The following is a 23,835-nucleotide window of genomic DNA, read 5'->3' as shown; positions in this document are numbered from 1 at the left end:
GATGTTGAGGCCGTCCTGGTGGCGCGTGTTAAAGCGGTTGCCACGGTTGTTGGGCACTACATTGTGGTACACGGCCTGGACTGCGTGGAAGGTGCGCCGGCTACCATCGGTGCAGCGTCCTATGTATCGGGCGCAGCGGCTTCAAGAAGGCTGCCGGATCCTGTGCCGGCTTATGGGAATTGTCGTGGACGCGCCAGACTGCCCTCCACTGCCTGCCGGACAGCCGGGACTGCTGGTGGCCAATCATTTCAGCGCCCTGGATCCGATTGTGCTGGCTACGTGCTGGCCGGTGGCTTTTGTAGGGAAAGCGGAGCTGGCTCGCTGGCCGTTGATTGGCTGGCTGTGCCGAACCTACGGCGTGTTGTTTGTTGAGCGGGAGCGACGAACCCGTTCGGTTGCCATTATTCAGCAAATGCGCACGTGGCTTGCTGCGGGCGTGCCTGTAATGGTCTTTCCAGAAGGGACAACGGGGACGGGCGAGACCGTCCGACCGTTCAAGACGGGGGCTTTTGAGGCGGTGGCGGGTTTGGAAGAAGGTTGGGTACTGCCCGTCAGTCTTTGCTTGCAGCGCGTGAATGGCCGCTTAGCTACGCCTGAAGTGCGGCGCTGGTATGCCTGGACAGAAGGCCTGTCGTTTTTGCGGCACCTGCTGCGCTGGCTGGGAACAAAGCACCTGCACCTGAAGGTGCAGGTGGGCACGCCTATCCCAACTACCGGGCAGCATCGGAAGCAATTGGCACAGCAGGCTTTTGAGCAGGTGCGTGCCCTGTATCATAAAATGTTGACCGAGAGGATGGCAATGGCCGATGATGATCGTATCTTTTCTACTAACGTCCATGAAACAAAGCGGGCCGGGCACGGTCTCTGAAAATAATCCCCAGGCATCCAACACGCATTTCCGGTAAAGCGAACATGGCGGAAAAGGGGCGTTCGCGGGTACTCCTCCTGGCTGGCGGCATCGGGCTGCTGCTGATTGGATTACTCGCCGGGATTCTGCTGATGGAATGGCGCTTTCAGAAGGCGCAACTGGCAACCCCGCCGGTCCGCATTGTAGAGCGGGTTCAGCTCGGAGGCGGTGAGACGGTAGGGACGGTTACGCTTTCGGCAGAGGATGGCCAGAAGCTGGCACTGGACCCGGTCGTGTTGAATCAGGTCTTTCGCGAAGTGGCCCGGCGAGTGACGCCTGCGGTGGTATACATTGAGGTAACGGTAGGGCGCTCAGGGTCTTTCTCGGGTGATTTCTTTCACCGGTTTGATCCCGACCAGGAACGCTTCTTCCGAGAGTTCATGCCCCGCCAGAGCGTGGGCAGTGGGGTGATTATCAGCCCGGACGGCTACATTGTAACCAACTATCATGTCGTAGAGGATGCCCGCGAGATGCGGGTTACATTGGCTGACAAACGACAGTTCGAAGCGCGGCTGATTGGGTTTGACCGCTCAACAGATCTGGCCGTCATTAAAATCGATCCGCCAGAAGGTGAAACGTTGCCCGTCATTGCGTTTGGGAACTCGGACGAGCTCACTGTGGGTGAATGGGTGCTGGCGGTCGGGAATCCATTCCGGCTGACATCGACCGTGACGGCCGGTATCGTCAGTGCGCTGGGGCGGCAGGTGAACATCATTGACGACTTTTTCCGAGTGGAGGATTTTATTCAGACAGACGCTGCGATTAATCCCGGCAATTCAGGGGGAGCCCTGGTGAATCTGCGGGGTGAGCTAGTAGGGATCAATACAGCCATCGCAACTGAGAGTGGAGCCTATGAAGGCTATGGTTTTGCAGTTCCGGTGAATCTGGTGGCCCGGGTGGTGGAGGACCTGATCGCTTATGGCGAAGTGCAGCGGGGGTATCTGGGCGTGTCGATTCAAGAGGTTAATGCACAGCAGGCCCGCGAGCTGGGGCTGCCAGGTGTGCAGGGCGTACTGATCGCCGAGGTGCGGAGAGGCGGTGCGGCTGACCAGGCCGGGGTGCGGGAAGGGGATGTGGTGCTGGCGGTGAACGGTCGCGCCGTAAACGCTCCGAACGAATTGCAGAGCGTGGTGGCCCGCTACCGGCCGGGTGATCGATTAGAACTGGAGATCTGGCGCCAAGGGCAACGGTTGCACCTGCAGGTGGAACTGATGGGGCGGGATGCGCCGGCTTACCAGGAATGGTTCAGCGAGCTGACCGAAGAGGCGCCGCCTCGCATGCCGGAGCTGACTCCAGAGACGCCGCCAGACGGGGTGTTCAAGTTAGAGAACTGGGGAGTAGGGCTGCGGGAATTGACGGCCTCAGAACGTACCGCCTTCGATGTAGACCATGGTGTTTACGTGGCCTATGTAGCGCGCGGTAGCGTGGCCGACAGGGCCGGATTACCGCGGGATGTGGTCATTGTGCAGATCGAGGGGATCGACGTGACGGCGCTTGAGGATGCGCTTCTGTTGCTAGAGGAGTTAGCCGGCGCGGAAACAGTGCTCTTTCGCGTGAAAAAGCGGGATGGTACGGTGGCCTTCTACGAGGTGCCTGTTCCGGTACTATCGGAGCAATAAAACGGTTGAGAAATCCTGACGATGTTGCGCTACCTGACCGCTGGCGAGTCGCACGGAGAAGCTCTGATCGGGATTGTCGAAGGCATGCCGGCCGGGGTACCGCTGACGGCCGAGGTGATCAATGAGCAACTGGCCCGGCGGTGGCAGGGCTATGGTCGGGGGGGACGCGCCAAGATCGAGCAGGACCGGGTGCACATTTATTCAGGCGTTCGCTTTTCAAAGACGATCGGCAGCCCGATCGCGCTGCGCCTCGACAATGCGGCTTACCATCGGGATCGCGCGCACTGGCCCGAGGTGATGGCCATTGAAGGGACGGGCGAGGGGATCGAAAAGATCACGCTCCCCCGACCGGGCCATGCTGACCTGGTAGGGGCGCAGAAGTACGGATTCGATGACCTGCGGCCAGTGATCGACCGGGCCAGCGCGCGCGAGACGGCCATGCGGGTGGCCTGCTGTACCATCGCCCGGCAGCTTTTGCGTCAGTTCGGTATTCAGATCGGTAGCCATGTGCTGCGGATCGGTCGGGTCGGCTACAAGCGGCCCGAAGACTGGCAAGAGCGGGCAGCGGCATTGATGGCCGAAGGCGCCGACGCGCTGGCCCGGGCAGCCGATCAGAGCCCGGTGCGGATGCTCGACCCGGAGCTGACCGAGCAAGCCATCGCGCATATTCAGGAAACCAAAAAACAGGGCGATTCGCTGGGGGGTGTCTATGAAGTCATTGTGACGGGGGTGCCGCCCGGACTGGGTTCCTATGTGCACTGGGATCGGCGACTGGACGGCCAGCTGGCGCAGGCTATTCTATCGATTCAGGGACAGAAGGCCGTCGAGATCGGCGACGGGATTGCGGCTGCCTCGCTGCCGGGCTCGCAGGTGCACGATCCGATCATCAGAGAAAACGGTGTCTTCCGGCGCCGTTCGAACCATGCCGGCGGTCTGGAAGGCGGCGTCACGACCGGCATGCCCCTTGTCGTGCGCGGCTATATGAAGCCGATTCCCACGCTGATCAAACCGCTGGAGACCGTCGACATCGCCACCGGCGAGGCGCAACCTACGCGTTACGAACGCAGCGACGTGACCAGCGTGCCGGCTGCCTCTGTTGTGGCCGAGGCCACAGTGGCCTTTGTCATTGCCAACGCCTTTCTGGAAAAGTTCGGGGGCGACAGCCTGGAAGAAATCCGCCGTCGTTATGAGGCAGAGGTGGGCGCTCTGTCCCCCATGAAGGCAAGCGGACCATAAGCGGGAAAGCTTGCGCCCGCCTGCTGGGACCGGGCCGGTTGGTCAGACCTGCGGCAAAGGCATCGCCATCCGACGAACGCAGGGATCGAGCCGCTGCGACCTTTCGGGCACACGCATACGGCTCCCACAAGGAACGGGAAGCAGACAGGGGCGCGCCGATCTGACGAGCGTGCGTCATTCAGGAGAGGCGTAACCGGGTTTCCAAACGCCTACACAACCGGCAGGTAGCGGAATCATTGCGTTCTGATTTTCCGGTGCAGCAGGTAAAACATTCCAAGAAAGGGAAAGAACCAGAGGACAAATAGTATCCATGCCATATTCCATTCGTTCATGTCAAACCATCCTTTCAGCGCATGGTCATATGCCAGAAATGAAAAACTCCATGCATAATAAGATAATATCAGTGACCAGAAGATGACCTCTTTAAACGAATGAATGGAAATTTCGATGCTTTTGAAAAAGGCAGCAATGATTAGGGTAAGGATAAAAAGAAAGGCCGATAGTATCCCGGCAAATGATAAAGATCTAATTATAATAAATGTGTCCACATTATATTGAATAATATTGTACATTGACCATATCAAAATAATGACTATGATACTTGCGGGTTGCTTCCAGATCTTTTTGTTCGAGATTGTTATAGGACGCATGGCCAATTAGTGGGGTTGGGTTATTTCGTCACAGAACGCGTGATATGCTTCCACCCCTTCACAGACATCACGATTGCGTTCACACCAGGCGATGGATGCGGCCTCCAATCTCTGTTTCCAGGCAAAAGACCCCACAAAGAGTCCGGTCAGTAAGCCGGCTTCCGCACCGATTATGATAGAACCTATCAGGCCGCTTAAAAACCCTGCTCCTGATCCACACACAGCCTTCCCATGCTCCTGTAAGTATCGCCGTGAGCGCCCCTCCACGGTCCGATAATCTCCAATCTGCAGCATGTGGTTGAGCTCACACGTCGCATTCTGCTGCGCCCGACCAAAGGCTATCCAACGCCATCTGTCTTATGCAACAACGATCACAGCCACGCCCCAAACGCCCAGAATAAGATCCCTCGACCATTCCCTGGTGACTCATGCGCACTTCGGCAACGATGCCCTTTTCTTTTTTAAAATATACAAAGTCAATAAAGCGACAATATATATGCTCGCAAAAATATAAAATAGAAATCTTAGGTAATCACTAGTTACTACAAAATCTTCATCAGCAGAAAGATATCGACGTACCAAAGGTAACTGAGTACCAAAAGTAGTAAATATAGATATATATAAAGATGATAATGAAATTGGTTTTGAATTTCTTATGCATAATAATCCCATAAATAATATTATTGATAACATTGCCAAAACATAAGCTGAAAAAGACATGCTTGTCATAATATTCTCCAAATTTAACAAGTTCGTATTTAAGCTAATGCTACGAGATATTCCCAATATAACAGCCATTAACAGCCATCCTATAAATAACCTCATAACTGAATATTTTGATATACGCTGCATAGCTTGTTATTCCGTTGTTTCTGGCTTTATAAAATCTGCATAGACATCCCTGTAAAATTCATTATCTTTACAACTAATATAATTCTCTCTGCACCACTTGGCCAGATCCGTACGATAGTCAGTATAGGCCTCCGCCATATATAAAGAACCGCCAACAATGGCGCCTACAACACAGGTACCCAAAAGCACCCATGGATTGGTAAGCCGCCTGATAAAGGCCACAAGGTCTCCCCCTATGCAGGCCCCCACCATAACCGCCCCCAACTCCACTCCCGTCCAATAGTCCCCAAATTGAGGCATCGTGACCGGCTCGCAAAGGCTTTGTGCCGCCAGCCGAATCCATCCCCTACCACCTAGAACACCCCACCTCGCCATACCTCCACTACCTGACTTCTTCAACAACTCCCGAACCACCGACCAGAACGCCTCCACCCACGCCTCCCGACCAAACACGAACACCGCAACACTATACAACACCCCCGAACGCTCCGCCCCCAACGCCGCCACCACCGTCGCCTCATACCGACCCAGCCGCGCGTCCAGCTCCGCCACCGTGTGCGACGTCCGAAACACCTCCCACAACCGCCCCATCCACACCTGCTGCTCCGCGTCCAACCCCAGACTGTCCCACCAGGCCGTCTGACGATCCCCCGAGCGAGCCTGCGCCAACACCAACTGCGCCCGACGATACCCCCTCAGCACACCCGTCACCCCATGCGTCCGCTCATAAGCTGCCAGCGCCTCCTCCAGCAACCGACTCACCGCCTGACGGTCCAGCCGCTTGCCCGCCCGAAACGCTTCCTGGCGCCGCACATAACGCGCCACGAAGCGCGTCAGGCGTTCCTGCTCTTCGACCAGCGCCCGGCGAAAACGCGAAGGGTCCGAGGAGGGTTCTTCGTTCGGGGCTGGCGTCCAGCCTTCGCACCCCGACAGGCTCACCGGCTGTGCGAACAGTTCCAGAGCAGCAAACCAGGGACTTGAAAGGCAACGGGTCTGCTTCATGGTACTAATCGCTTCAGAAATTTCTTTCGGTTCTGGTTCCGGGTGAGGAAGGGGCTTTGCCTCGCAGGGGTGCTTTTGCGCTGAGAAAATCCTGTTTGCCCTTGTGCGAGGCGAGCAAACCCCGTAGCGTTTCTGGCTGCGGAGGCCCTGTTGGGCCAGGTATGATGCAAAAGGTGTTGCGTGCCATCCGGGAAGCGTTGCGGCAGGAGCGCGCGCTGCTGGGGCCCCTGGGTTTCTGGGAAATCACGACCGCTATGTCCGCATCGACGCACTGTCCGCGTAGCGACTCCTGAGCAGTGGTCCGCGTGCCGGCTGTTCCGAATCAAACAGGCTCATCTGTTTGCCTTTTCTCATGGCTTGCCTGACGTCGGATGCGACGCACGTGCCTGGAGGCGCCGGTTCTGCGCTGGCCCTGTTGGAATGACCTCAGTAGAAGGTGCGTGGCCGCTACGAAGCGGGGAGCTTTTACGGAGCGTGGCTGCAACCTGGACGGGTCGCCTGTTCGTAAACCGGGCCGGTCTTTCCAGAAGGTAGGCAGCGAGGTATCATCATGGTACTACACAGACGCCTGGTTTTGCTGTCGCTCTGCTCCGCGCTGATGCTGGTAGTCCCTGCTGAATTGCAGGCGCAGGTGCTGGACCTGACCGTGCGTCGGGTGGGGATCCGAATCGGAGATGCTCCGCGTGTGATCGGCCTACGCCTGAACTTTCGGGATCGTCGGCTGGAGCATGTGGACGGTCTGAACGCAACGATCTGGGAACCCTATCGGCCGGTGCAGGGAGTTGTGCACGGGGTGGCGCTTGGACTGCCGCTTACGGGAGCCCGGCGTGTTCTGGGGATAGGTATTGGATTGTTTGGCGTCAGTGTTGAGGAGCGGTTTACCGGAGTGGCCCTGGCAGGCATGGGCCTTGGTGCCGGTGAAACGCTGAGTGGCATCGGGGTGGCCGGTATTGGCATGGGAGCGGGTAAGGAGATGCGCGGCGTGTTTGTCGGCGGAGTCGGGGTCGGAGCCGGTGGGGATGCAAAAGGATTACTGATTGGCGGGATGGGCGTGGGGGCTGGAGGTTCCCTGCAGGGAATTATGGTAGGGGGACTCGGAGTCGGTGCCAGAGGGGGGCTTAGAGGGATTGCGGTAGGCGGTCTGGGGGTTGGGATAGACAAAAACGCTACCGGAGTACTGATCGGTGGATTGGGGGTGGGTGTTGGAGGAACGGTGACCGGTTTGCTGATCGGCGGCCTGGGGGGTGCGGCCAGGGGCTCAGTCAGAGGGATTGCGGTAGGGGGCTTCGGGGTTGGCGCTGGAAAAAATGTAGCAGGATTGCTGATAGGCGGACTCGGGGTAGGAGCCGGGAAAAGGGCCACCGGTGTGCTGATTGGCGGGTTAGGGGTCGGGGCCGGTGAGGCTCTGGGTGGCGTTGTGGTTGGCGGGGTAGGAGCTAAGGCTCCGATGGTGCGCGGCATATTGCTGACTGGACTCTGGGCAGAGGCCCTGGAGATGACTGGACTGACGGTAGCGGGAGCGTATTTTCAGATCGCTCCAGACGGACACTTCCGAGGCATAGCAATCAGTGCGTTTAATCATATTCGTGGGACCCAGCGCGGCCTGACCATCGGACTGATCAACTATGCCCATCGGTTGCATGGTCTGCAGCTCGGTCTGCTGAACTACGCAGGCAACCAGCCCCCTGCTCTTCGCTGGCTGCCGCTGCTGAACTTCCATCGATAATCTCTGAACAGTGCTGCGCTGGCTGACAGCTATTTCAGGAATTCGAAAGCAGGCGCGTTGCACCGACTTTCCTGGACAGTTATTTTCGCAAAAAATTGGTCGGTGAAGGTTATGCGAAAGCTATTTCGTCTGACATGGATCAGTGTCCTGGTGCTGCTGCTTGCGCTGGTGCTCGTGGTATTCGGGCGGGCCTGGCAGGCAGGTCAGCAGGCCGGCGTCCTGGAGAATGTGGAACCGCTGACCGTTACGCTGGAGGCGGAAGCGTTAGCGCAGCGGCTGGCCGGCGCGCTGCGGTTCCCTACAATTTCATACCAGGATCCTGCTCAGATTGACAGTGGAGCCTTTCGGGCACTCCATGCATATCTGAAAGCGCAATTTCCCCGCGTGCATACCCATCTGCGACAAGAGGTCATCAGTGGATTAAGCCTGCTCTACACCTGGCCTGGCCAGGATACAACATTGCCGGCGGTGCTTTTTATGGGCCATCAGGATGTCGTGCCGATTGCTACGCCGGAGGCCTGGACGCACCCACCTTTTGGCGGTGTCATAGCGGATGGGTTTATCTGGGGCCGTGGGGCGCTGGATGATAAAGTTAGCGTGCTGGGCGTGTTGGAAGCGGTTGAGCAACTCCTGGCGGAAGGGTTCCAGCCGGTGCGAACGGTTTACCTGGCGTTCGGGCATGACGAAGAGGTAGGGGGGCGCTATGGGGCGCGAAGGATAGCTGAAATTCTGAAAGCGCGTAAGGTGTCGTTGATTGCGGTGGTGGATGAGGGAGGATTTGTGGTAGCGGGCGTCATTCCGGGAATAACGCGGCCTGTTGCCCTGGTGGGCGTAGCCGAGAAGGGGTATGTCAGCCTGGAGCTGCGGGCGAGGGCATCGGGTGGACACTCTTCCACACCGCCCCGGCAGACGGCCATCGGAACGCTCAGCCAGGCCATTGTCACGCTTGTGGAAAATCCTTTTCCAGCGCGGCTTGAAGGGCCCACCCGGGGGCTGCTGGAGCGGCTGGCACCCTATGCTTCGTTTGGGCCGCGCATCGTGCTAGCCAACCTGTGGCTTTTCGGTCCGCTCATGAAGCAAGCGCTTGCTCGGTCGCCGGCCGGTAATGCAAGCCTGCGCACCACGATGGCACCGACAATTTTTGAGGCAGGGGTTAAAGAAAACGTGCTGCCGACGCACGCCCGGGCGGTGGTAAACTTCCGGATCTTTCCGGGCGAAACAGTAGCAAGCGTAGAGCAACGCGTTCGGGCATTGCTTCAGGGATTGCCCGTGCAGGTGAATCGCCTTGAAGGCACCGGGACCGATCCGTCGCCCGTTTCCGACTTTGAGGGGGAAGCATTCCGCCGCCTGGCAGCCGCCATTCGAAAGGCCCGGGCGGAGACACCACCCATTGTGGCCCCTTATCTGGTGCCGGGAGCCACAGACGCTCGGTACTTTACGACGCTCAGTCCGAACGTGTACCGCTTTATCGGAGCCCAGATCACGTCCGAACTATTGGCCACGCTGCATGGCGTAGACGAACGCATTCCGGTGCAAGAGTACGTCCTGGCGGTACGCACCTATTATGCGCTGCTGCGCAGGCTGAGCGCTCCCTGACGTCTGTCAGTAGAGCCACATGTCGAACGTTCGGCGCCAGCGCTGCGTGACAGGATGACGCGCGCCCAGCACGGTAAAAAGGGCTACGCCGGCCTTGCGGGCGCCGTCATCGTCATAGTAGCGATCCTTGCGCAGCACGTCGATCAGCCGCTCCACCGCGGTATCAAAATCCTTGCGGGCCAGCGCCTCGATAGCCTGCCGGTACGGTTCCCGTCCGGGGCCTTCGGGGAGGGTTTCCGCCTGATCCTTCCGGCGAAGCAGTCGAATCAGCGTGCGAATGCTTTCGATCTGTTGCAGGTAAGCCGCTTCGGCCAGATCCAGGTTTTGCAGCAACCGTTCCGCCTCGTCGGGATCGTCAAACACGCGAATGCGAGCCAGCAGTACGCGCGCCTTGTTGTTGCCCGGATCAGCCGTCAGCAGCTTTCGGAGGAGGGGTTCAGCTTCGGTCAGCTTGCCCTCTTCTAACAACTGTTCGATTTGTTCCAGGCGCGCACGGTTTTCATCCGGGAGCACCTCCGCCAACCACTGCTCGATGGCATATTCGGGCAGGGCCCCGACGAACTCGCCAACCACTTCTCCCTTTACAAACAGCTTAACCGCCGGAATGCCCCGCACGCCGTACTGCATGGCCAGCTCGGGATGCTCGTCGGTATTGACCTTCACCAGTTTCCATTTGCCGGCGTATTTTTGGGCCAGACGTTCTAGCACAGGCCCCAGAATCTGGCACGGACCGCACCAGGGCGCCCAGAAGTCCACCAGCACGGGTATCCGGTAGCTGGCCTCCAGGACGTCTCGCTGAAAATCCACGACTTCATAAACGGCGGCGTTCGTACCTTGCATAATAATTCCCGGTTGGTTTTGCGCTGAAAACAACCGGCGTCAGATGCCGACAAGATTCAGACCATCGGTTGAAGTATGCCATGCTGTCAGTGCGTGACATTTTTCTGATCAGTCTGCTGATCGTTCCGGCCTGCACACCGAATTCATTCCAGCCAGCGGACGCCTACGATCCAGCAACCGATTCGCTGCGCTTTCCGGGCGAAGTGCACCTGCGCAACATTCGGCCCCTTACCTTCGGCGGCAATAATGCGGAAGCTTACTGGAGCTATGACGATCGCTACCTGGTCTTCCAGAGCGACTGGGCGGCGATCAATTCGCAGGGGTGTGATCAGATTTTTCTGATGCGGGCCGACGGACAACCGCTGGCAGACGGGCAGCGCTACCGGCTGCTTTCAACAGGTCGTGGACGGACCACCTGCGCCTACTTCCTGCCCGACGGGCGTGTTATCTATGCCTCGACGCATGCAGCCGGGCCCGAATGCCCGCCCGTGCAGCGCACCGCGGAAGGCCGCTACGTCTGGCCTGTTTATGACACCTACGACATTTACATCACCGACACCACAGGCGCTGAGCCCAAGCTGCTTATTGGCGGACCTGGTTATGATGCTGAAGCGACCGTCTCGCCGGACGGCCGCTACGTGGTCTTTACCTCCAGTCGATCAGGCGATCTGGAGCTGTGGCGCTATGATTTACACACAGGTGAGCTGCTGCAGCTCACGCATGAGCTGGGCTATGATGGCGGCGCGTTCTTTTCGCCGGATGGCAGCAAGATTGTCTGGCGGGCCAGCCGACCAACCGGTGAGGCAGCCGAACGCTACCAGCGCCTGCTTGCGCAGGGACTGGTGGAGCCCTCTGACATGGACCTGTTCGTGGCCAATGCTGATGGCAGCAATCCGCGTCGCATTATTCAGTTGCCCGGGGCGCAGTGGGCACCCTACTTCCATCCCGATGGGGAGCGGATCATCTTTGCCTCGAACCATCACACGGATGGCGGACGTCTCTTTGACCTGTTTCTCATTCGTCTGGATGGTACGGGGCTGAAGCAGATTACGTATTCCGGGACGTTCGACGCCTTTCCGATGTTTTCGCGCGATGGAAAACGGCTGATTTTTGCCTCCAACCGCAATGCCCGGGGAGAACCCTCGCACGAGACGAACATTTTTGTAGCAGACTGGGTCGAACATCCAGAGCCGGTGGATCTGAACTTTGGGCGAAAATGATCGGACGCTGGTGGCGACGTCGAGCGGTTTCGGTCTCCTGGGAATCGGCTTGCCAACGGGCAGCGCGAGGCGCAGCTCATCTGGACCGGGTCGATCCAGGCTGGTATCGACGGGTGGATGTAGCGCGCCTGGAACTGGCTGACAGCGCGTTGTGCGTGCTGGGCCAGCGATACGGCACCTTCTTTCTGGGATTGAGCCGGGCCGGGCTGCTCAATTTAAGCAGCGCGCCGCTTGGCAACCGTTCGCCGGTAGACTACGGCTTTTTATGCGTGCAGGACGTAGATGAGACCTTGCAGGCACGCGACTATGCCCTCCTCAACCAGGCATGGCGCGTCGAAATTTACCGACGCCTCCGGCGTGATGGCTTAGCGGCGCAGCACAGGGCGCAGTTCACGGGCGCGACGCATGAGCGCGAGCCCAATCCCGCCGCTCATGAGTAAAAAGCCCAGCCATACCAGGTTGATCAGCGGCTTTTCGTAGGCCTGCACGACGATCCAGTCGTCAGGCATCACGTCCACGCCTTCAATGGCCAGGGTGATCTCTCCAGAACTGACGTTCATGCTGGTGAACGTGATCGCCAGATTCCAGTCGCGCACGCGCGTCTGGATGTATTGCACGGAGCGATCGGCCCGTACTAAGTAGACAGGCCGCAGGATGCGTGTTTCCTGCGTCTGCAAGTTCGTCACGTGCAAGACAGCTGCTACAGCAATAGTGGTGCTGTCGGGCAGCAGTGACGGATCAACCTGCGTGTCGAAGCCCACGAAACGCAACGCGAATTCCTGGCGACCCAGCACCACCGAATCGCCTCGGGCCAGCACCAGCTCACCGCCTTTTTCAGAGAAGGTGGAATCCTGCTCGAACATTTCCGCAGGGGAAACGGCTACAAACAGGTCTTTCCAGAGCGATAGCTTGATGTCGGGATGCAGGATCCATTCTTCGCGGCGGTTCTGATAAGCAACCGGCTTCAGCGTGAAGGTGCGGCCGTCGGGAGCCGTGAACGATAGGCGGTAGAAGGTATGGCCCTCGGGCGTGAGGCCGCGGCCTTCGTAACGCACCTCGTACCCACCTACACGTCGAGGTTCATCGCGCACCAGCACAAAGTTGGTGCGCTCCTCGTCGCGGAAAGCCGGCGGTACGCCCCGATGGGGCAGAGGGAGGCTAAAACCACTCGAAGCGACAACGCCCAGCAGCATGATAGCCAGGCCGACATGAGAGAGGGCTCCGCCAGCCAGACGTGGATTGCCCCGTCCAATGCGCCAGAGCACCTGCAAATTGCCAAAAAAGGCAAAAAACGAAGCAAAAACGAGCAAAAGCAGCAGCAGGCTGTAGCCGTAGGCCTGCCAGAGTTGCGTGAGGCCGCCCAGCAGGTCAGCCTGAGCCATGGGGCTATCTGCAGAGGGCATGAGCGGCCGTACGGTATGCTCGACGAAGGGCGTCCCTAACAGCACCGCTAACGTCGCCCCCACCGAAAGGGCCAGCGGTCGCCAGAGCAACCGGTGCGCCATGTCCACTTCCATCTTGTGCCACCAGATGAGCTGCGCGGCACCCATTAAGAAAGTGAAGACGACTGCTAGGGGGAGCGTCCACTGGTTGTAAAACGAAGTGGCCACACTGGCCGGATTGTCGCGGAAAAGCTTACCTAAAATAGGGGCACTGGTGCCGACCAGAATGACCAGGGCCGTGATGGTCAGGAGCAACGCCCCGATGAAAATCCAGGCCTCGCGCGAAAGGGCGGGTGGCTCATCGGCAGGGGCTGGCAGCTCACGGTACCGCGCGACAAGGAGGATGCCGCCCAGTAAGATCATGGACGCAATCCAGACGAGCAGTTGATTATGCAGCCCCAGATCAACGAACGAATGGACCGACAGATCGCCCAGAATGCCGCTGCGCGTCAGGAACGTCGAATAGATGACCAGCACATAACTGACTAGGGTCAGCACAAGCGCCATGCGGTAAGCTCGCCCACTACGCCGCTGGATCAGCATGGCGTGCAAGGCAGCTACTCCGGTAATCCAGGGGACCAGCGAGGAATTTTCTACGGGATCCCAGGCCCAGTATCCCCCAAAAGAAAGCGTTTCGTAGGCCCAGTAGCCGCCCAGCAGAATACCCGCTCCCAGGGCCAGCACCGCAAACAGCATCCAGGGCATGGCTACCCGGATCCATTCTCGATAGCGACGCTGCCAGAGCGCGGCAATAGCCAGGGCAAAAGGCGCTGCCATGGCGGCAAACCCTACGAATAACGTAGGCGGATGAGCCGTCATCCAGGGGTTTAACAACAGATCGTTGAGACCATTGCCGTCGGCCGGTACAAAGCCCGGATTCTGGCGGAAAATAGGAGCGTCAGGAAAGCGCTCAACCAGCAACTGAAACGGAGACGAGCCAATAGTCAGAGGACCAAGCTTCACTCCGATCACCATTGACAGCAGAAAGGCCTGGCTCAGGGCGATCACAGCCATTGCTGGGGCTTCAAAACGGCCCGACCAGCGCATCATGCCAAATCCAAGAAGACCGGTGTAAAGAATCCACAGCAGGAAGGAACCTTCCTGGCCGGCCCAGAATGAGGAGATCAAGTAATGCAGGGGAAGGTCGCGCGACGAGTACTGATAAACATACGCGTACTGAAACTGGTGCGTGAGGATCAAATAAAGCAACGCTCCGGAGGCCACCACCGTGGCGCCAAACATCACATGCCAGCTTCCCCGTGCCAGGCGGATCCAATCAAACGCATCGCGCTGCCGGGCGGCCTGCCAGTACGCAAGTCCTGCTAACACGCACGCCACGAAGGCCGACAGCACGGCCAGGTGACCTAAAACGCCTATCATAGCTCTTCAGGTAAAGACTGCTTTTTTCAACCCAAAGGCCAAACGCAGGAAGTGGTTCCACAGTCGCAGGGTAAAGAGGGCCGTAAGCAGTATGGATTCACAGAAGATTGCACAGCAGAACAGGGGGCGGTGTCATAGAGAATCCGCTTTCCTGTCAATAAAGCGCCCGCGCAAGATTACAGTGCAAGCGAAGGTTTGTGTGAGTACATTCCGGAAGTGATTCAGGGAGAGCAGCGCTGGCAGCGAGGGCTCAAGAAACGGGGCCAGCTCGTCCAGGCGTTTCTGCATTTCGGTTTCCTGGAGTCCATATACGCTGCCCACAAGATTGAGATATTCGAGCGGCGTTAGAAAGGGGATCAAAAAGCCTTCGTCGAGATACGCTGCGGTCGCAAATTTCCAGTCAATCGTCCGGCGCACGTCCTGTCCGTTGATGCATACCTGTCCTTCGGTAGGAGCGACGAGATCAAGGATTAAGCGGAGTAAGGTGGTTTTGCCGGATCCGTTTGGCCCGATCAGTCCAACGATTTCGCCAGCGTGAACGGTTAGCGCAGGTATATCAACGGCTGTGACCTGACCATTTTTTCAAGTTAGCAATTCGAATTTCCATGGCGCTATACTGCTTGCAGGTGGACCAGGAGGGAATGCTTTTGACGATGCATCTGTACTTCAAACAGATCAAGCCAGAGCGGAAGCATTAATAGACCCACCCCACCTAACAGGGCCAGCATCAGCAAGCCCCACTTTCCGGCCGTTATGCCTCCCACCGCCAGCCCGATAAGCAGCAGCACAAGACCGATGAGACGAAAGGGACGTCGATGAGGAGGACCTGATGGACTAACAGATTGGGGATGGAGCTGGACGCGCACGCCATGTAACGGCATTTGCCAGAGCAAAATAGGATGCACCCAGCCTACCAGATAGCCATAGAGAACAAGCAGATGGATAAGCACCGACGGGTCAATTAAAAATACAATGCCCGCACCTGTGAGAAAGCCAGTTGAAGCCGGTCCCAGCGCAACCCACAACGTTGCCCGTCCCAGATCCTGATAGGATATCGGCCAGGTAAACAGAGCCGCTGCGTATGTGCTCTGCCAACTGAGCATATGGATCAGGAAATGCAGGGAAGACCCTAACAGAAACCCTGTACCTGTTGCGGTATAAATCCAGGCATTTTGCTGCAAACCTACTCCGAACTGAATGGAACCCATCAACCCAAACAGCAGAGGTAGAAATAGCATCATTCTTGTAAAGCGATGTCGCCAGATTAAAAGCAGTTGTAGCCGCACCAGGCGCCAGATGCCTGACGCGGTCCAGCGTGGACGCGTAGATAAAGCAGACGATAGGGGAAACATAAAAGGGTGGTCCACAAACAGAGATTTTCGGATGGGCAGTAAGGACAAAAGGTAGCAGCATATATTCACAACAAGCAGTATCCAGAGGACCGAGGCCGGTTGATTTAACGCGCGATCAAGCGTTTGCCCGGCCAGCCAGGAGAGTCCGTCCTGCGTGCTCAAAAGTCCGATGCCCACGATGCCGCCCAGCCATATCAATACATAACTCGTGGGGTAGCTATAGCGAAGGATGCGCAGCCCATTCGTTATCCATTGCGCAAGGGTAAGCAGCAAGCCGGCCGTTGCCAGCCATCCCAGGTTTGACGCCAGAGAAAACGAAGGGGCAATGCCTTTCGCCCAGATACCCAGCAGAAAAAGCAGAAGCCAGGCATTTCCTGCGTGAAGTAAGCTGAGCATCTGGAGCCCATGGGCCAGCCAGTTGCGCGTAACCGGCCATACCAGCCATGCGTGCACCGGCAATTGGGGGCCCGACTGCCAGAGTGAAAGCAAAAGTGGCCAGAGGAGCAGCAGCCCTAAGAGCGCACTATGGAGCGTATGCAGCGAGAGAGACCGTAAGGGGAGCATCCAGGCCGCCAGAAGACCCCAGACAAAGGCGCCCGCGATGCTTAAGCCCAGGACAATGCGGAGCAACCACCGTTCTACGGGATGCTGCACCAGGGCCCGCTGTCGGGAAGCACAGCGGTGCCAGAGCCCTACCAGCAAACGCAGTCGGGACCTCTGCGGTCTCATTGGGCGCATCCGAGCCAGGTACCTATACTTAGCCCCTGCATGACACGTTGCATTTAGTCTGGTTCGCACTCGATGGGGCCTGGACCAGACGGTTATTCTTGCGTGGCGTCGTGCTGGTGCAGGCGAATCCGCGAGAAAACAACCACCGACCGGGTCCCGTCCGCTTCCTGCCGCAAGCCCAGCGCCCGACCATTCTGCAAACCTCAAGGTCAATGGCACTCTTCAGATAAACCAGGTGCACGTCACCCCGAGAGGTGAAGACCAGGTACTGGGTGCTTCGAGGCTGCTCGTCCGGCCATCCCTAGAGAAGCCGCATCCATATGTTGCCCGCATCGTCGAGCAGCAGATCGTCGACGTAAGGCCAGTGCGTTCGTCCAAGGCGCGGCAGGGATGCAGAGAAGGCAAAACGGGTATCCATCTGGCGTGCTCTGGCCCAGTCTTCAGAGGTCAGAGCACGAGGCGGGGGCGCACTAAAACGACGGCGTGCCTGCCGGTTGCCCTTCAGGTCATACAGCACCACCTGGAGGCTATCGCTCCAGACCAGGGCAATGCCGTGGGGAGGCCGAACGGCCACAAGCTGGCGCGCCAGAAAGGGAAAGACCGTGCGACGCGTTCCCCGACGGATGACCTCATTTTCACGCAGCGGAAGTAGCCGGTGAAGTTGCCGATTTGACCACTGATAGCGGTAAAGTCCATGCGCACCGGCGTCGATCAGGCTGGCTGCAAAACGGAGGATCAGCGTGTCGGCGCTTACGGGCCAGAGTTCCAGCGGCCAGCGGGCTGGCGCGCGTGGGGAGGGGAGAATCCGAGTGTCCACGTGGCGGGGAGCGGGATCCAGGTGCCAGCGATGCACGCGGCGGGACAGTTCTTCCAGTACGAATAGCCAGTCACCTTCAGGTGGACAGGCGATGCGCGTAAGGGTCTGAAATTCGCCGGGGCCGTTGTCCCGTTGGCCCAGCGTGTCGATCGGCGCGCCCTGCGCGCTAAACAGGAGCACGTGGTAGACGCCGGCATCGGCCACCAGGATGTGCTGATGGCGATCCATGGCTACCGATACCACGCGGGCAAAAAGATGGCCCGGCAGCACAAGGTCTGGGGACAAGACCGGAGCAGATTGTCCTTGGACAGATCGCGCGCCGAAGAAAATAAACAGAAGGGGGCAAAGGCACAGACGGAGGCCTGCTTTAGAGCTATTCCGGGCAGAATGTCCAGGTGCCTTCCTGAATAATTTCATCTCGGTAGCCATCATCGCAACGGATTATCATTTCCCCGTACCCTTCATTATTGAAGGATAATTACCAGACAGGTATCTGTCTTCCACTGGCATACTTCTTCAGGAGGCAGAAAAGTAAAAGAGGAGATACTGAATCCTATCAATAGGCCTAAAATAAGCAGCGAGCGTTTCATAGTGCACCTCCTTTGAGATTGGCAGTTCGCACCCGATGGGCCTCGGGCCGGCTATGGGTGAGACAGGCCTGCACGTGGGTCTGGAAGGAGGCCTAGAGCGGCGATGCACACCCGCCTGTAGTCGGCCCTAAAGCAAAGCGCAATGGCGTCAGGTTCCGCCTGTCGTCAACCACGGCGCAATAAGCGCAGTAATCCGATCCGGACAAGACACCGCCGGCCGAACTGCAAGCGCACCTGCGGCTGTGCCGAATTGTCCAGTCCGAAACCTTCCCCGATCAGCAGCGCCCTGGCGCCACGTTACTGTCTGCGCTGCAGCTGTAGCCGGGCCTTTTCGATAACCGGCAAATCCTCCTGCCACCGCAACAGATAAAACGTGTCCCTGTCCGGTTCTTTCCACAGGATGTCGTACGGAGGCGACTGAAGCTCGGCATAACCCAGATACTGGCCCCGCCCATCCCAGATCTCCAGAAAACCAATCGGCGGATCATGCTGCTGGTCTATACTGAAATGCCCCCACCCGCCATTGGCCAGCGCAAAGACGCCCAGGCTGCGACGATGAATGCGCAGGGCAAGGCGCCCATACGGACCACTGGCAAAGAACATGTGTTTTCTTTCTGAAGGCGACAGGTCCCAGGGGGCCGTGCCGTCTGGCAGTTTGGTGTAGGCCGATTTGCCGGGGTGGAGGCCGGTAAGCCGCGTTGCCTGCCACTGGTCACGGTGGCGTTCCAGGCGGAAGAGTACGCCTTCATAGAGCCAGGGCGCGGCCATGAGGACGCCCTGACGATAGGCCACCCGAATGGCGCCTCGACGCACCAGCATGGCATAGAGTGGATCTTCCGGTGACCAGAACAGCGAGGCGCGGGCTACACAAGACTTGTGATCGAGGTTAAACTTGTTGTCAGTAATGAAAAGTATGCAATCTCTTTTGTTTTTATTTAATCTTTTGTTTTTATTTAATTTTAACCGCGCAATGAGTAGCATAGAGTCCTTTTGAATAGAGTATGCTTTATAGATATATAAAGGGTAAGATATTGTTACAAAACTTTCCCTACTATGATCATAAATTGTAATACGATCATTGATAGGATCGTTAATATAAAGTTTGTTTTTGGAATCAACAAAAAACTGATCGATTACCTCGAATTCCCCAGGTCCCTGTCCTTTGCGCCCGATGTATTTGACGAAGCGTCCGTTTGCATCAAAGACGCGAAGGTATGCGTCTCCATAACTGTGCACGTATACGTAGCCCTTTTGATCTGTGATGAGTTGGAGGGGCCAGCGAAAGAATTGAGGTTCTACTTCTTCTAATCCCAGCCTCCATTCCGTGGAGAACGAGGCGGTCCAGGTCTGCGCCAGGCAATAGGATGGTGGCAAAGCAACAAAGAGTATCGCCATAGAAATGGTTCTGGGCAACATAGTAAACTTATTCAGGTTGTGGATAGGGTGTGCAATCGCCTCATGTATCTGGGCTATAACTCTGGATTTTCCTGTGACTAAGATATTCTTATCTCGTGTCAAACTCCAGGTTTGGCAGCAACTAACGACTTTTTGTCGCTACTATTTTGCTGGAGGGCAGGCCGTGTTTCCTTCCAGGCGGTAGGCCAGCAAGGCGATACGATTGACCAGATAGAGCCGATTTCCGTGAAACGTGAAGCCGGAGCCGCCTCGGGGTAGCTGGAGGCTGTAGCAGTAGCGCCCATCCTGGCGGTGATACACGTCGATGACGGCACGGTAACGTCCATCGACCGGTAGCAACCCCATCACGGCAAACGTCTCCGGATGCGGCCCCGGTGCTATGTCGTACGATACGAAACGATGGCGCCGCGTGAGGCGCAGGCCCCCTTCGGGCGTGCGCTCGGGTTGCGGAAAAGGCACCGGTTCGATGCTGGTCCACGAAAAGCGCACGCGGCCGTTCCAGTCGAACGAGGCGACCCATCCAGCGCGAATGGCTGTGTAGTAGAAACCTTCTCGATCGCCCATCAGTCGGCCGTCGAAAGCAATCCAGCGTTGCACCTGATCGGCTGCCAGTTGTCCGAAAAAGCCGAGCAGTTGGCCGTCTCGGAACAGCGCGAAAGCCCCTTCACGGCGCGGGGAGATCGGAAAGAGTGCGTAGTGCCGGCTGTCGGGCGAAAGGGCCAGCCGACTGGCGGGAAAGGGCAACGTCCAGAGCGTATCCAAGGAGCCGCTTGTCGAGAAGATGGTCACCCGTGCCGTGGTGGCGTCCAGGACCCAGATGCGGCCCCGGGCATCGATGACAAAGTCGATGGGATGGCTGAATTCGCCGGGGCCCTGTCCTTCGCCCTGGCCTATGGTGCGATGAAGCTGCCCGTCCGGGGTGAAGACGTGCAGCCGAAACGTGCCGTAGTCCATCACGTACACGCGTCCGCCTGGACCTATCTCTACCTGCACCGGGTTGAGCAGGACGGGTTCGCCCACTTCCCAGAGTAGCTCCCACTGCACGGAGCGATAGATGCGGTCGACTGGCAGCAGGTATGCAACTCCAGCCAACAACCCGATCGCTGCGTGCAGGTAGCTGCCTGCAAAAGCCTGCATAGCGATTGTCCGGCACTTGAGGCGTTTAGTGTTTTCAGAGGAACGCCAGGTTTGGATTCATGATTATCCGGCCTATTTTATAAAGAGGCGCTACGCAACCGACTATATAATACTTAATCCTCCTTTAATTGCCAGTGCCATACCGTAACCACAGTGTCCTGTGTTGCATAAATTAAAGAGTCGCGAATGGCTAATAAACCAAATCGTTCCGGCAAAGGAATAGAAAATAAATAATCTCCAGTATATGCATCATATAGATCAATCATATATATGCTGTTTGATTCCATTTTTACTTTACCTGCATAAAGATAAACTTTATTTCCATCAATAACTACTTCGAAGGTTGCTCGAGGAGCATTCCGATCTACCCTTGTTACTGCTCCCTGGCGAATGAGCTTAGGAACAGGAATAGGATCAATAGTAGTTCTGTGATACAGCAACGTTCCGTCGAGTCTGAATGCTGTAAGCCAGCCAATTCGCCGTGGTGCATACACAAAGAAAGTGTCAGAACCTGTAATTAAACCATTCAATAGTAGTCCTAAAGCTGCTTGCTTTTCAAAAAATTTGCCAAATCGTTTTATAAGTTTTAGTTTATACTTATCGCGATTCTTTTCAAGTTGATATATCTCAAATAAGGCATCGTTCTTTGGATCTATTAGTTGCACTGCAATGTATTTGTCTTTTAACAGAGCAATTCCTAATGGAGGACTGGAGAGTGATAAGGTAGATAACAATGATCCATTTGGGGAAAATATTGTAATGCGACTATTTTCTGAATCGCAAACATAAACATATCCGTCATTGTCTACTTCAAAATCAGTAACTACATTAAATTCTCCAGGTCCTTTTCCTAGTCCTTTGCCATAACGTTGTACTATTTGTCCTGTATTCAGGTCAAACTGAATAACTTGGTTAACTCCCCTGTCAAAGACATAAACAGTTTTTCGAGGGCCTATTTTGATAAAATCAACATAGTTTAGGAAAGTTTCTGGTGTATTGCCTAATACTTGAACACGCTTTAGTAGAACATTGGCTATTCGACGATCAGTAAGTGCTTGGGGCTGGGGAGGAGGCATTTGATCGGAAAGTTTGATCTCAGGTAATTTCCCTGGAAGAGACAAGATGCTGAACGCCACGCCAAAACCGGATAGAGTTAGTAGAACAATTGCAATCTTCAATATATGTTTTTTTGTCATGATATCCATTTGTTTGTTATTGGTGTTAGATAATAAGAGGATGGATCATTTGAGTAATGATCCATCCTCTCGAGCAATGCTGATTTGGAAATGGTTGTTCAATTAGGAGGAGTAGGTGCCTCGTACGTTTTTACCTTTTTGATAAGTCCAAATAACCACGACTCTTCGCAACATGGCGCACCACTACCAGGGCAGTCGGCTTCTTCGCAGCCTCCTGCACAGGCTTCCGTAGGTGTGATCAGGGCAGCCGCGTTGGTCACTACTTCCGTGCGCGTTGCGGTATCAAGCAACAACAGGCTGCCCAGCAGCGAGAGGATAAGGGCGAAGGGAAGCAGCAAGCGTTTCATAGTGCACCTCCTTTAAGATTTGTAGTTCGCACCCGATGGGCCCCGGGCCGGCCGCCGGGGGTGCGGGCCAGACGACTGGCCTCGCACCCGGAAATAACACACACACATTGTCAAGAGGGACGATGGGGGAGGAATGGCTGAACATTCAGGACGTTATGGGAAGAAAGGCGCATCGGTTGAAGGGTGCTGCGGCTGAGGGGATTCGACAGGAGTTCTGAATGAAGCCGGACGGCAAGAGGGTGTCCGGAACAGTCTTAGGGTGCATCCTCATAGATGTGATCTGAGCGATGGGATTCCCGTATTCGTCATATGATCACCGGTCAAAAGGCAATCGATAACGAACCACTTCTTTGAGGCCATCGGGGGCATTCCTGATGCCCCAGGCCTGTCCCTGTTGCACAACTTCCAGATTAACGGAGCCTTCCAGAACAATCTGGCGTTGGTCTTTTTCGGAAACCACCAGATACACGGTCTGGTCTGTGACTTCTGGTCCCTGTTGCAGCCGGAGCCACACGCGTCGCTGGTCGTCCAGCAGCAAATCATCGGTGTAGGGCCAGTAATTGCGCTGGGGACGAGGATAGACAAGGGATTTGTACCTCGGGGGAGCCAGCCGTCGCATCCGGTCCACGGCCTGCTGCCATTGCGTCTGTGTAAACGGGAGGCGTCGCGTAATCCGAAAGGGAAGGTGTGCCCAGCGTTGGCTTCTGGGATCGTAAATGTGCACGATGAGGCTGTCGCTCCAGAGCCAGGCAATGCCCTGACCCGGGCGCACGTCTACCAGCGTGCGCGCCAGGAAAGGGAGTATAGTATAGGATACTTCTGTGCGAATGGCTTCGGCAGGACGCAGCGCGAAAAGGGCCACTTGTGTGCGTTGGGTCCAGTGGTACCATCGAAGAGCTTCGAGATTATGGACGTTGCGACCCCGGCGACGTTCGACGACCCGCAGCACGAGCGTGTCGGCTCCCCAGGCCCATACGGCCTCGACCCGTTGGGCGTCGCTGAGCGAGGCGACCAGCGAGCGCGTCCCAATCCATTTGGTTGCAGGAGACAGGCGCCAGGCGTGCACGCGGCCGCTGAAAAGCTCCAGGGCATAGAGCACGTCTGTGTCGGGCTGGTAAGTGAGATGACGCGGTGGAAACTGGAATTCCCCGGGACCCTCGCCCCGTCGGCCCAGCGTGTCGAGTGCCGCTCCAGCTGAGTCGAACAATACGATCTGGTAAGCCCGCGCGTCCGCTACCAGAACGCGACCACGTCGATCGACTGCAAGGGCAACGGCTTTGCCGAATTGTTCACCGCTCAGAATGAGCTCAGGGGACAAGGCAATAGGCGCCTGTCCCCTGAGCTCGAAGACCAGCAAGAGGCAACCCAGCAGACTGCCGGTTATTCGGGGCAGAAGCCTGGCCATATGCCGGATCCTTCGTATAGATGCGTTTCGTTACCACAACGAATCTCTAAGACCCAGCGATCCGTGTACTGAAAGACGACGCTGGCACATTCTTCTGTTTCCCAGGCACATAGAATAGAAGGTTCTGAAAAACTGACTCTGGGAGCAAAAAGATTGCTCAGTAAGCCCAACACGACTATGGTTAGCATTGTGGGCAAAGAGATTCCCTGTTTCATCGTACGCTTTCTCTGATCTGAATGGTTCGCACCCGATGGGCCCTAGGCCGGCCGCCGGGGGTGCGGGCCAGACGACCGGCCGCGCACCCCTAGTTAACACACACACATTGTCAAGAGGGACGATGGGGGAGGAATGGCTGAACATTCAGGATGTTATGGGA

19 protein-coding genes are annotated in these 23,835 nt (G+C 56.9%); 8 read left to right on the top strand and 11 right to left on the bottom strand.

Annotation, left to right across the window (positions count from 1 at the left end):
- Position 1 precedes the first annotated feature (1 nt).
- From BUA15_RS03180 to aroC, 3 genes are read left to right on the top strand one after another with little or no spacing between them, the layout of a single operon-like run.
- Complete coding sequence (locus BUA15_RS03180; RefSeq protein WP_245771899.1) at positions 2-868, top strand: lysophospholipid acyltransferase family protein; 867 nt, start codon at positions 2-4, stop codon at positions 866-868.
- A gap of 44 nt (positions 869-912) precedes the next feature.
- Complete coding sequence (locus tag BUA15_RS03175; RefSeq protein WP_072714486.1) at positions 913-2,526, top strand: Do family serine endopeptidase; 1,614 nt, start codon at positions 913-915, stop codon at positions 2,524-2,526.
- A 21-nt stretch (positions 2,527-2,547) separates the two neighbouring features.
- Positions 2,548-3,762 carry a chorismate synthase gene (gene aroC / locus BUA15_RS03170; protein ID WP_072714485.1) on the top strand — a complete coding sequence of 405 codons (1,215 nt, stop codon included), beginning with the start codon at positions 2,548-2,550 and terminating at the stop codon, positions 3,760-3,762.
- A 1,508-nt stretch (positions 3,763-5,270) separates the two neighbouring features.
- On the opposite strand, the gene BUA15_RS03155 is transcribed toward aroC, so the two are convergent.
- Complete coding sequence (locus BUA15_RS03155) at positions 5,271-6,266, bottom strand: hypothetical protein (protein ID WP_072714482.1); 996 nt, start codon at positions 6,264-6,266, stop codon at positions 5,271-5,273.
- A 161-nt stretch (positions 6,267-6,427) separates the two neighbouring features.
- Here BUA15_RS03155 and BUA15_RS13910 point away from each other — a divergent pair, with 161 nt between their 5' ends.
- From BUA15_RS13910 to BUA15_RS03145, 3 genes are all read left to right on the top strand, one after another.
- Positions 6,428-6,559: a hypothetical protein gene (locus BUA15_RS13910; protein WP_262501649.1), complete on the top strand. Its 132-nt coding sequence runs from the start codon at positions 6,428-6,430 to the stop codon at positions 6,557-6,559.
- Positions 6,560-6,816: 257 nt separating this feature from the next.
- Positions 6,817-7,992 (top strand): LA_2272 family surface repeat-containing protein, encoded by a 1,176-nt coding sequence (locus BUA15_RS03150; protein ID WP_072714481.1) that lies wholly within the window; start codon positions 6,817-6,819, stop codon positions 7,990-7,992.
- Positions 7,993-8,103: 111 nt separating this feature from the next.
- Positions 8,104-9,588: a M20 family peptidase gene (locus BUA15_RS03145; RefSeq protein ID WP_072714480.1), complete on the top strand. Its 1,485-nt coding sequence runs from the start codon at positions 8,104-8,106 to the stop codon at positions 9,586-9,588.
- Positions 9,589-9,594: 6 nt separating this feature from the next.
- Here BUA15_RS03145 and trxA read toward each other — a convergent pair whose 3' ends face one another.
- Complete coding sequence (gene trxA, locus BUA15_RS03140) at positions 9,595-10,428, bottom strand: thioredoxin (RefSeq protein ID WP_072714479.1); 834 nt, start codon at positions 10,426-10,428, stop codon at positions 9,595-9,597.
- Positions 10,429-10,508: 80 nt separating this feature from the next.
- Between trxA and BUA15_RS03135 the strand changes: the two genes are divergently transcribed.
- Both BUA15_RS03135 and BUA15_RS03130 read left to right on the top strand, forming a co-directional pair.
- Positions 10,509-11,648 (top strand): TolB family protein, encoded by a 1,140-nt coding sequence (locus BUA15_RS03135; protein WP_072714478.1) that lies wholly within the window; start codon positions 10,509-10,511, stop codon positions 11,646-11,648.
- Positions 11,645-12,088 carry a hypothetical protein gene (locus BUA15_RS03130; protein WP_072714477.1) on the top strand — a complete coding sequence of 148 codons (444 nt, stop codon included), beginning with the start codon at positions 11,645-11,647 and terminating at the stop codon, positions 12,086-12,088. Before BUA15_RS03135 ends, BUA15_RS03130 begins: the two co-directional genes overlap by 4 nt.
- Here the strand turns inward: BUA15_RS03130 and ccsA are convergent.
- From ccsA to BUA15_RS03080, 9 genes are all read right to left on the bottom strand, one after another.
- Positions 12,014-14,470: a cytochrome c biogenesis protein CcsA gene (ccsA, locus tag BUA15_RS03125; RefSeq protein WP_072714476.1), complete on the bottom strand. Its 2,457-nt coding sequence runs from the start codon at positions 14,468-14,470 to the stop codon at positions 12,014-12,016. The two genes, BUA15_RS03130 and ccsA, sit on opposite strands and share 75 nt — an antisense overlap.
- Before the next feature lie 132 nt (positions 14,471-14,602).
- The gene (locus BUA15_RS03120) at positions 14,603-15,025 is read right to left on the bottom strand and encodes an ATP-binding cassette domain-containing protein (RefSeq protein ID WP_084660500.1); all 423 of its coding nucleotides are present in this window, start codon (positions 15,023-15,025) and stop codon (positions 14,603-14,605) included.
- A gap of 56 nt (positions 15,026-15,081) precedes the next feature.
- A complete protein-coding gene (locus BUA15_RS03115) occupies positions 15,082-16,551 on the bottom strand; it encodes a DUF5687 family protein (protein ID WP_143149551.1) in 1,470 nt (489 codons plus the stop codon).
- Between the two features lie 301 nt (positions 16,552-16,852).
- Complete coding sequence (locus BUA15_RS03110; protein ID WP_143149550.1) at positions 16,853-17,596, bottom strand: NHL repeat-containing protein; 744 nt, start codon at positions 17,594-17,596, stop codon at positions 16,853-16,855.
- Between the two features lie 659 nt (positions 17,597-18,255).
- Positions 18,256-19,374, bottom strand: coding sequence for a 6-bladed beta-propeller (locus BUA15_RS03105; protein ID WP_072714472.1), 1,119 nt, complete (start codon positions 19,372-19,374; stop codon positions 18,256-18,258).
- Between the two features lie 141 nt (positions 19,375-19,515).
- Positions 19,516-20,511 (bottom strand): 6-bladed beta-propeller, encoded by a 996-nt coding sequence (locus BUA15_RS03100; protein WP_072714471.1) that lies wholly within the window; start codon positions 20,509-20,511, stop codon positions 19,516-19,518.
- Between the two features lie 113 nt (positions 20,512-20,624).
- Positions 20,625-21,707 carry a 6-bladed beta-propeller gene (locus BUA15_RS03095; RefSeq protein WP_178139372.1) on the bottom strand — a complete coding sequence of 361 codons (1,083 nt, stop codon included), beginning with the start codon at positions 21,705-21,707 and terminating at the stop codon, positions 20,625-20,627.
- A 98-nt stretch (positions 21,708-21,805) separates the two neighbouring features.
- Complete coding sequence (locus BUA15_RS03090; protein WP_072714469.1) at positions 21,806-22,054, bottom strand: hypothetical protein; 249 nt, start codon at positions 22,052-22,054, stop codon at positions 21,806-21,808.
- Between the two features lie 313 nt (positions 22,055-22,367).
- Positions 22,368-23,459 (bottom strand): NHL repeat-containing protein, encoded by a 1,092-nt coding sequence (locus tag BUA15_RS03080; RefSeq protein WP_072714467.1) that lies wholly within the window; start codon positions 23,457-23,459, stop codon positions 22,368-22,370.
- Between the last annotated feature and the right edge of the window lie 376 nt (positions 23,460-23,835).

The organism is Rhodothermus profundi (assembly GCF_900142415.1).
GTDB lineage: Bacteria > Bacteroidota > Rhodothermia > Rhodothermales > Rhodothermaceae > Rhodothermus > Rhodothermus profundi.
Note: the sequence above shows the minus strand (reverse complement) of the source record. Positions and strands in the feature narration are given on the sequence as shown.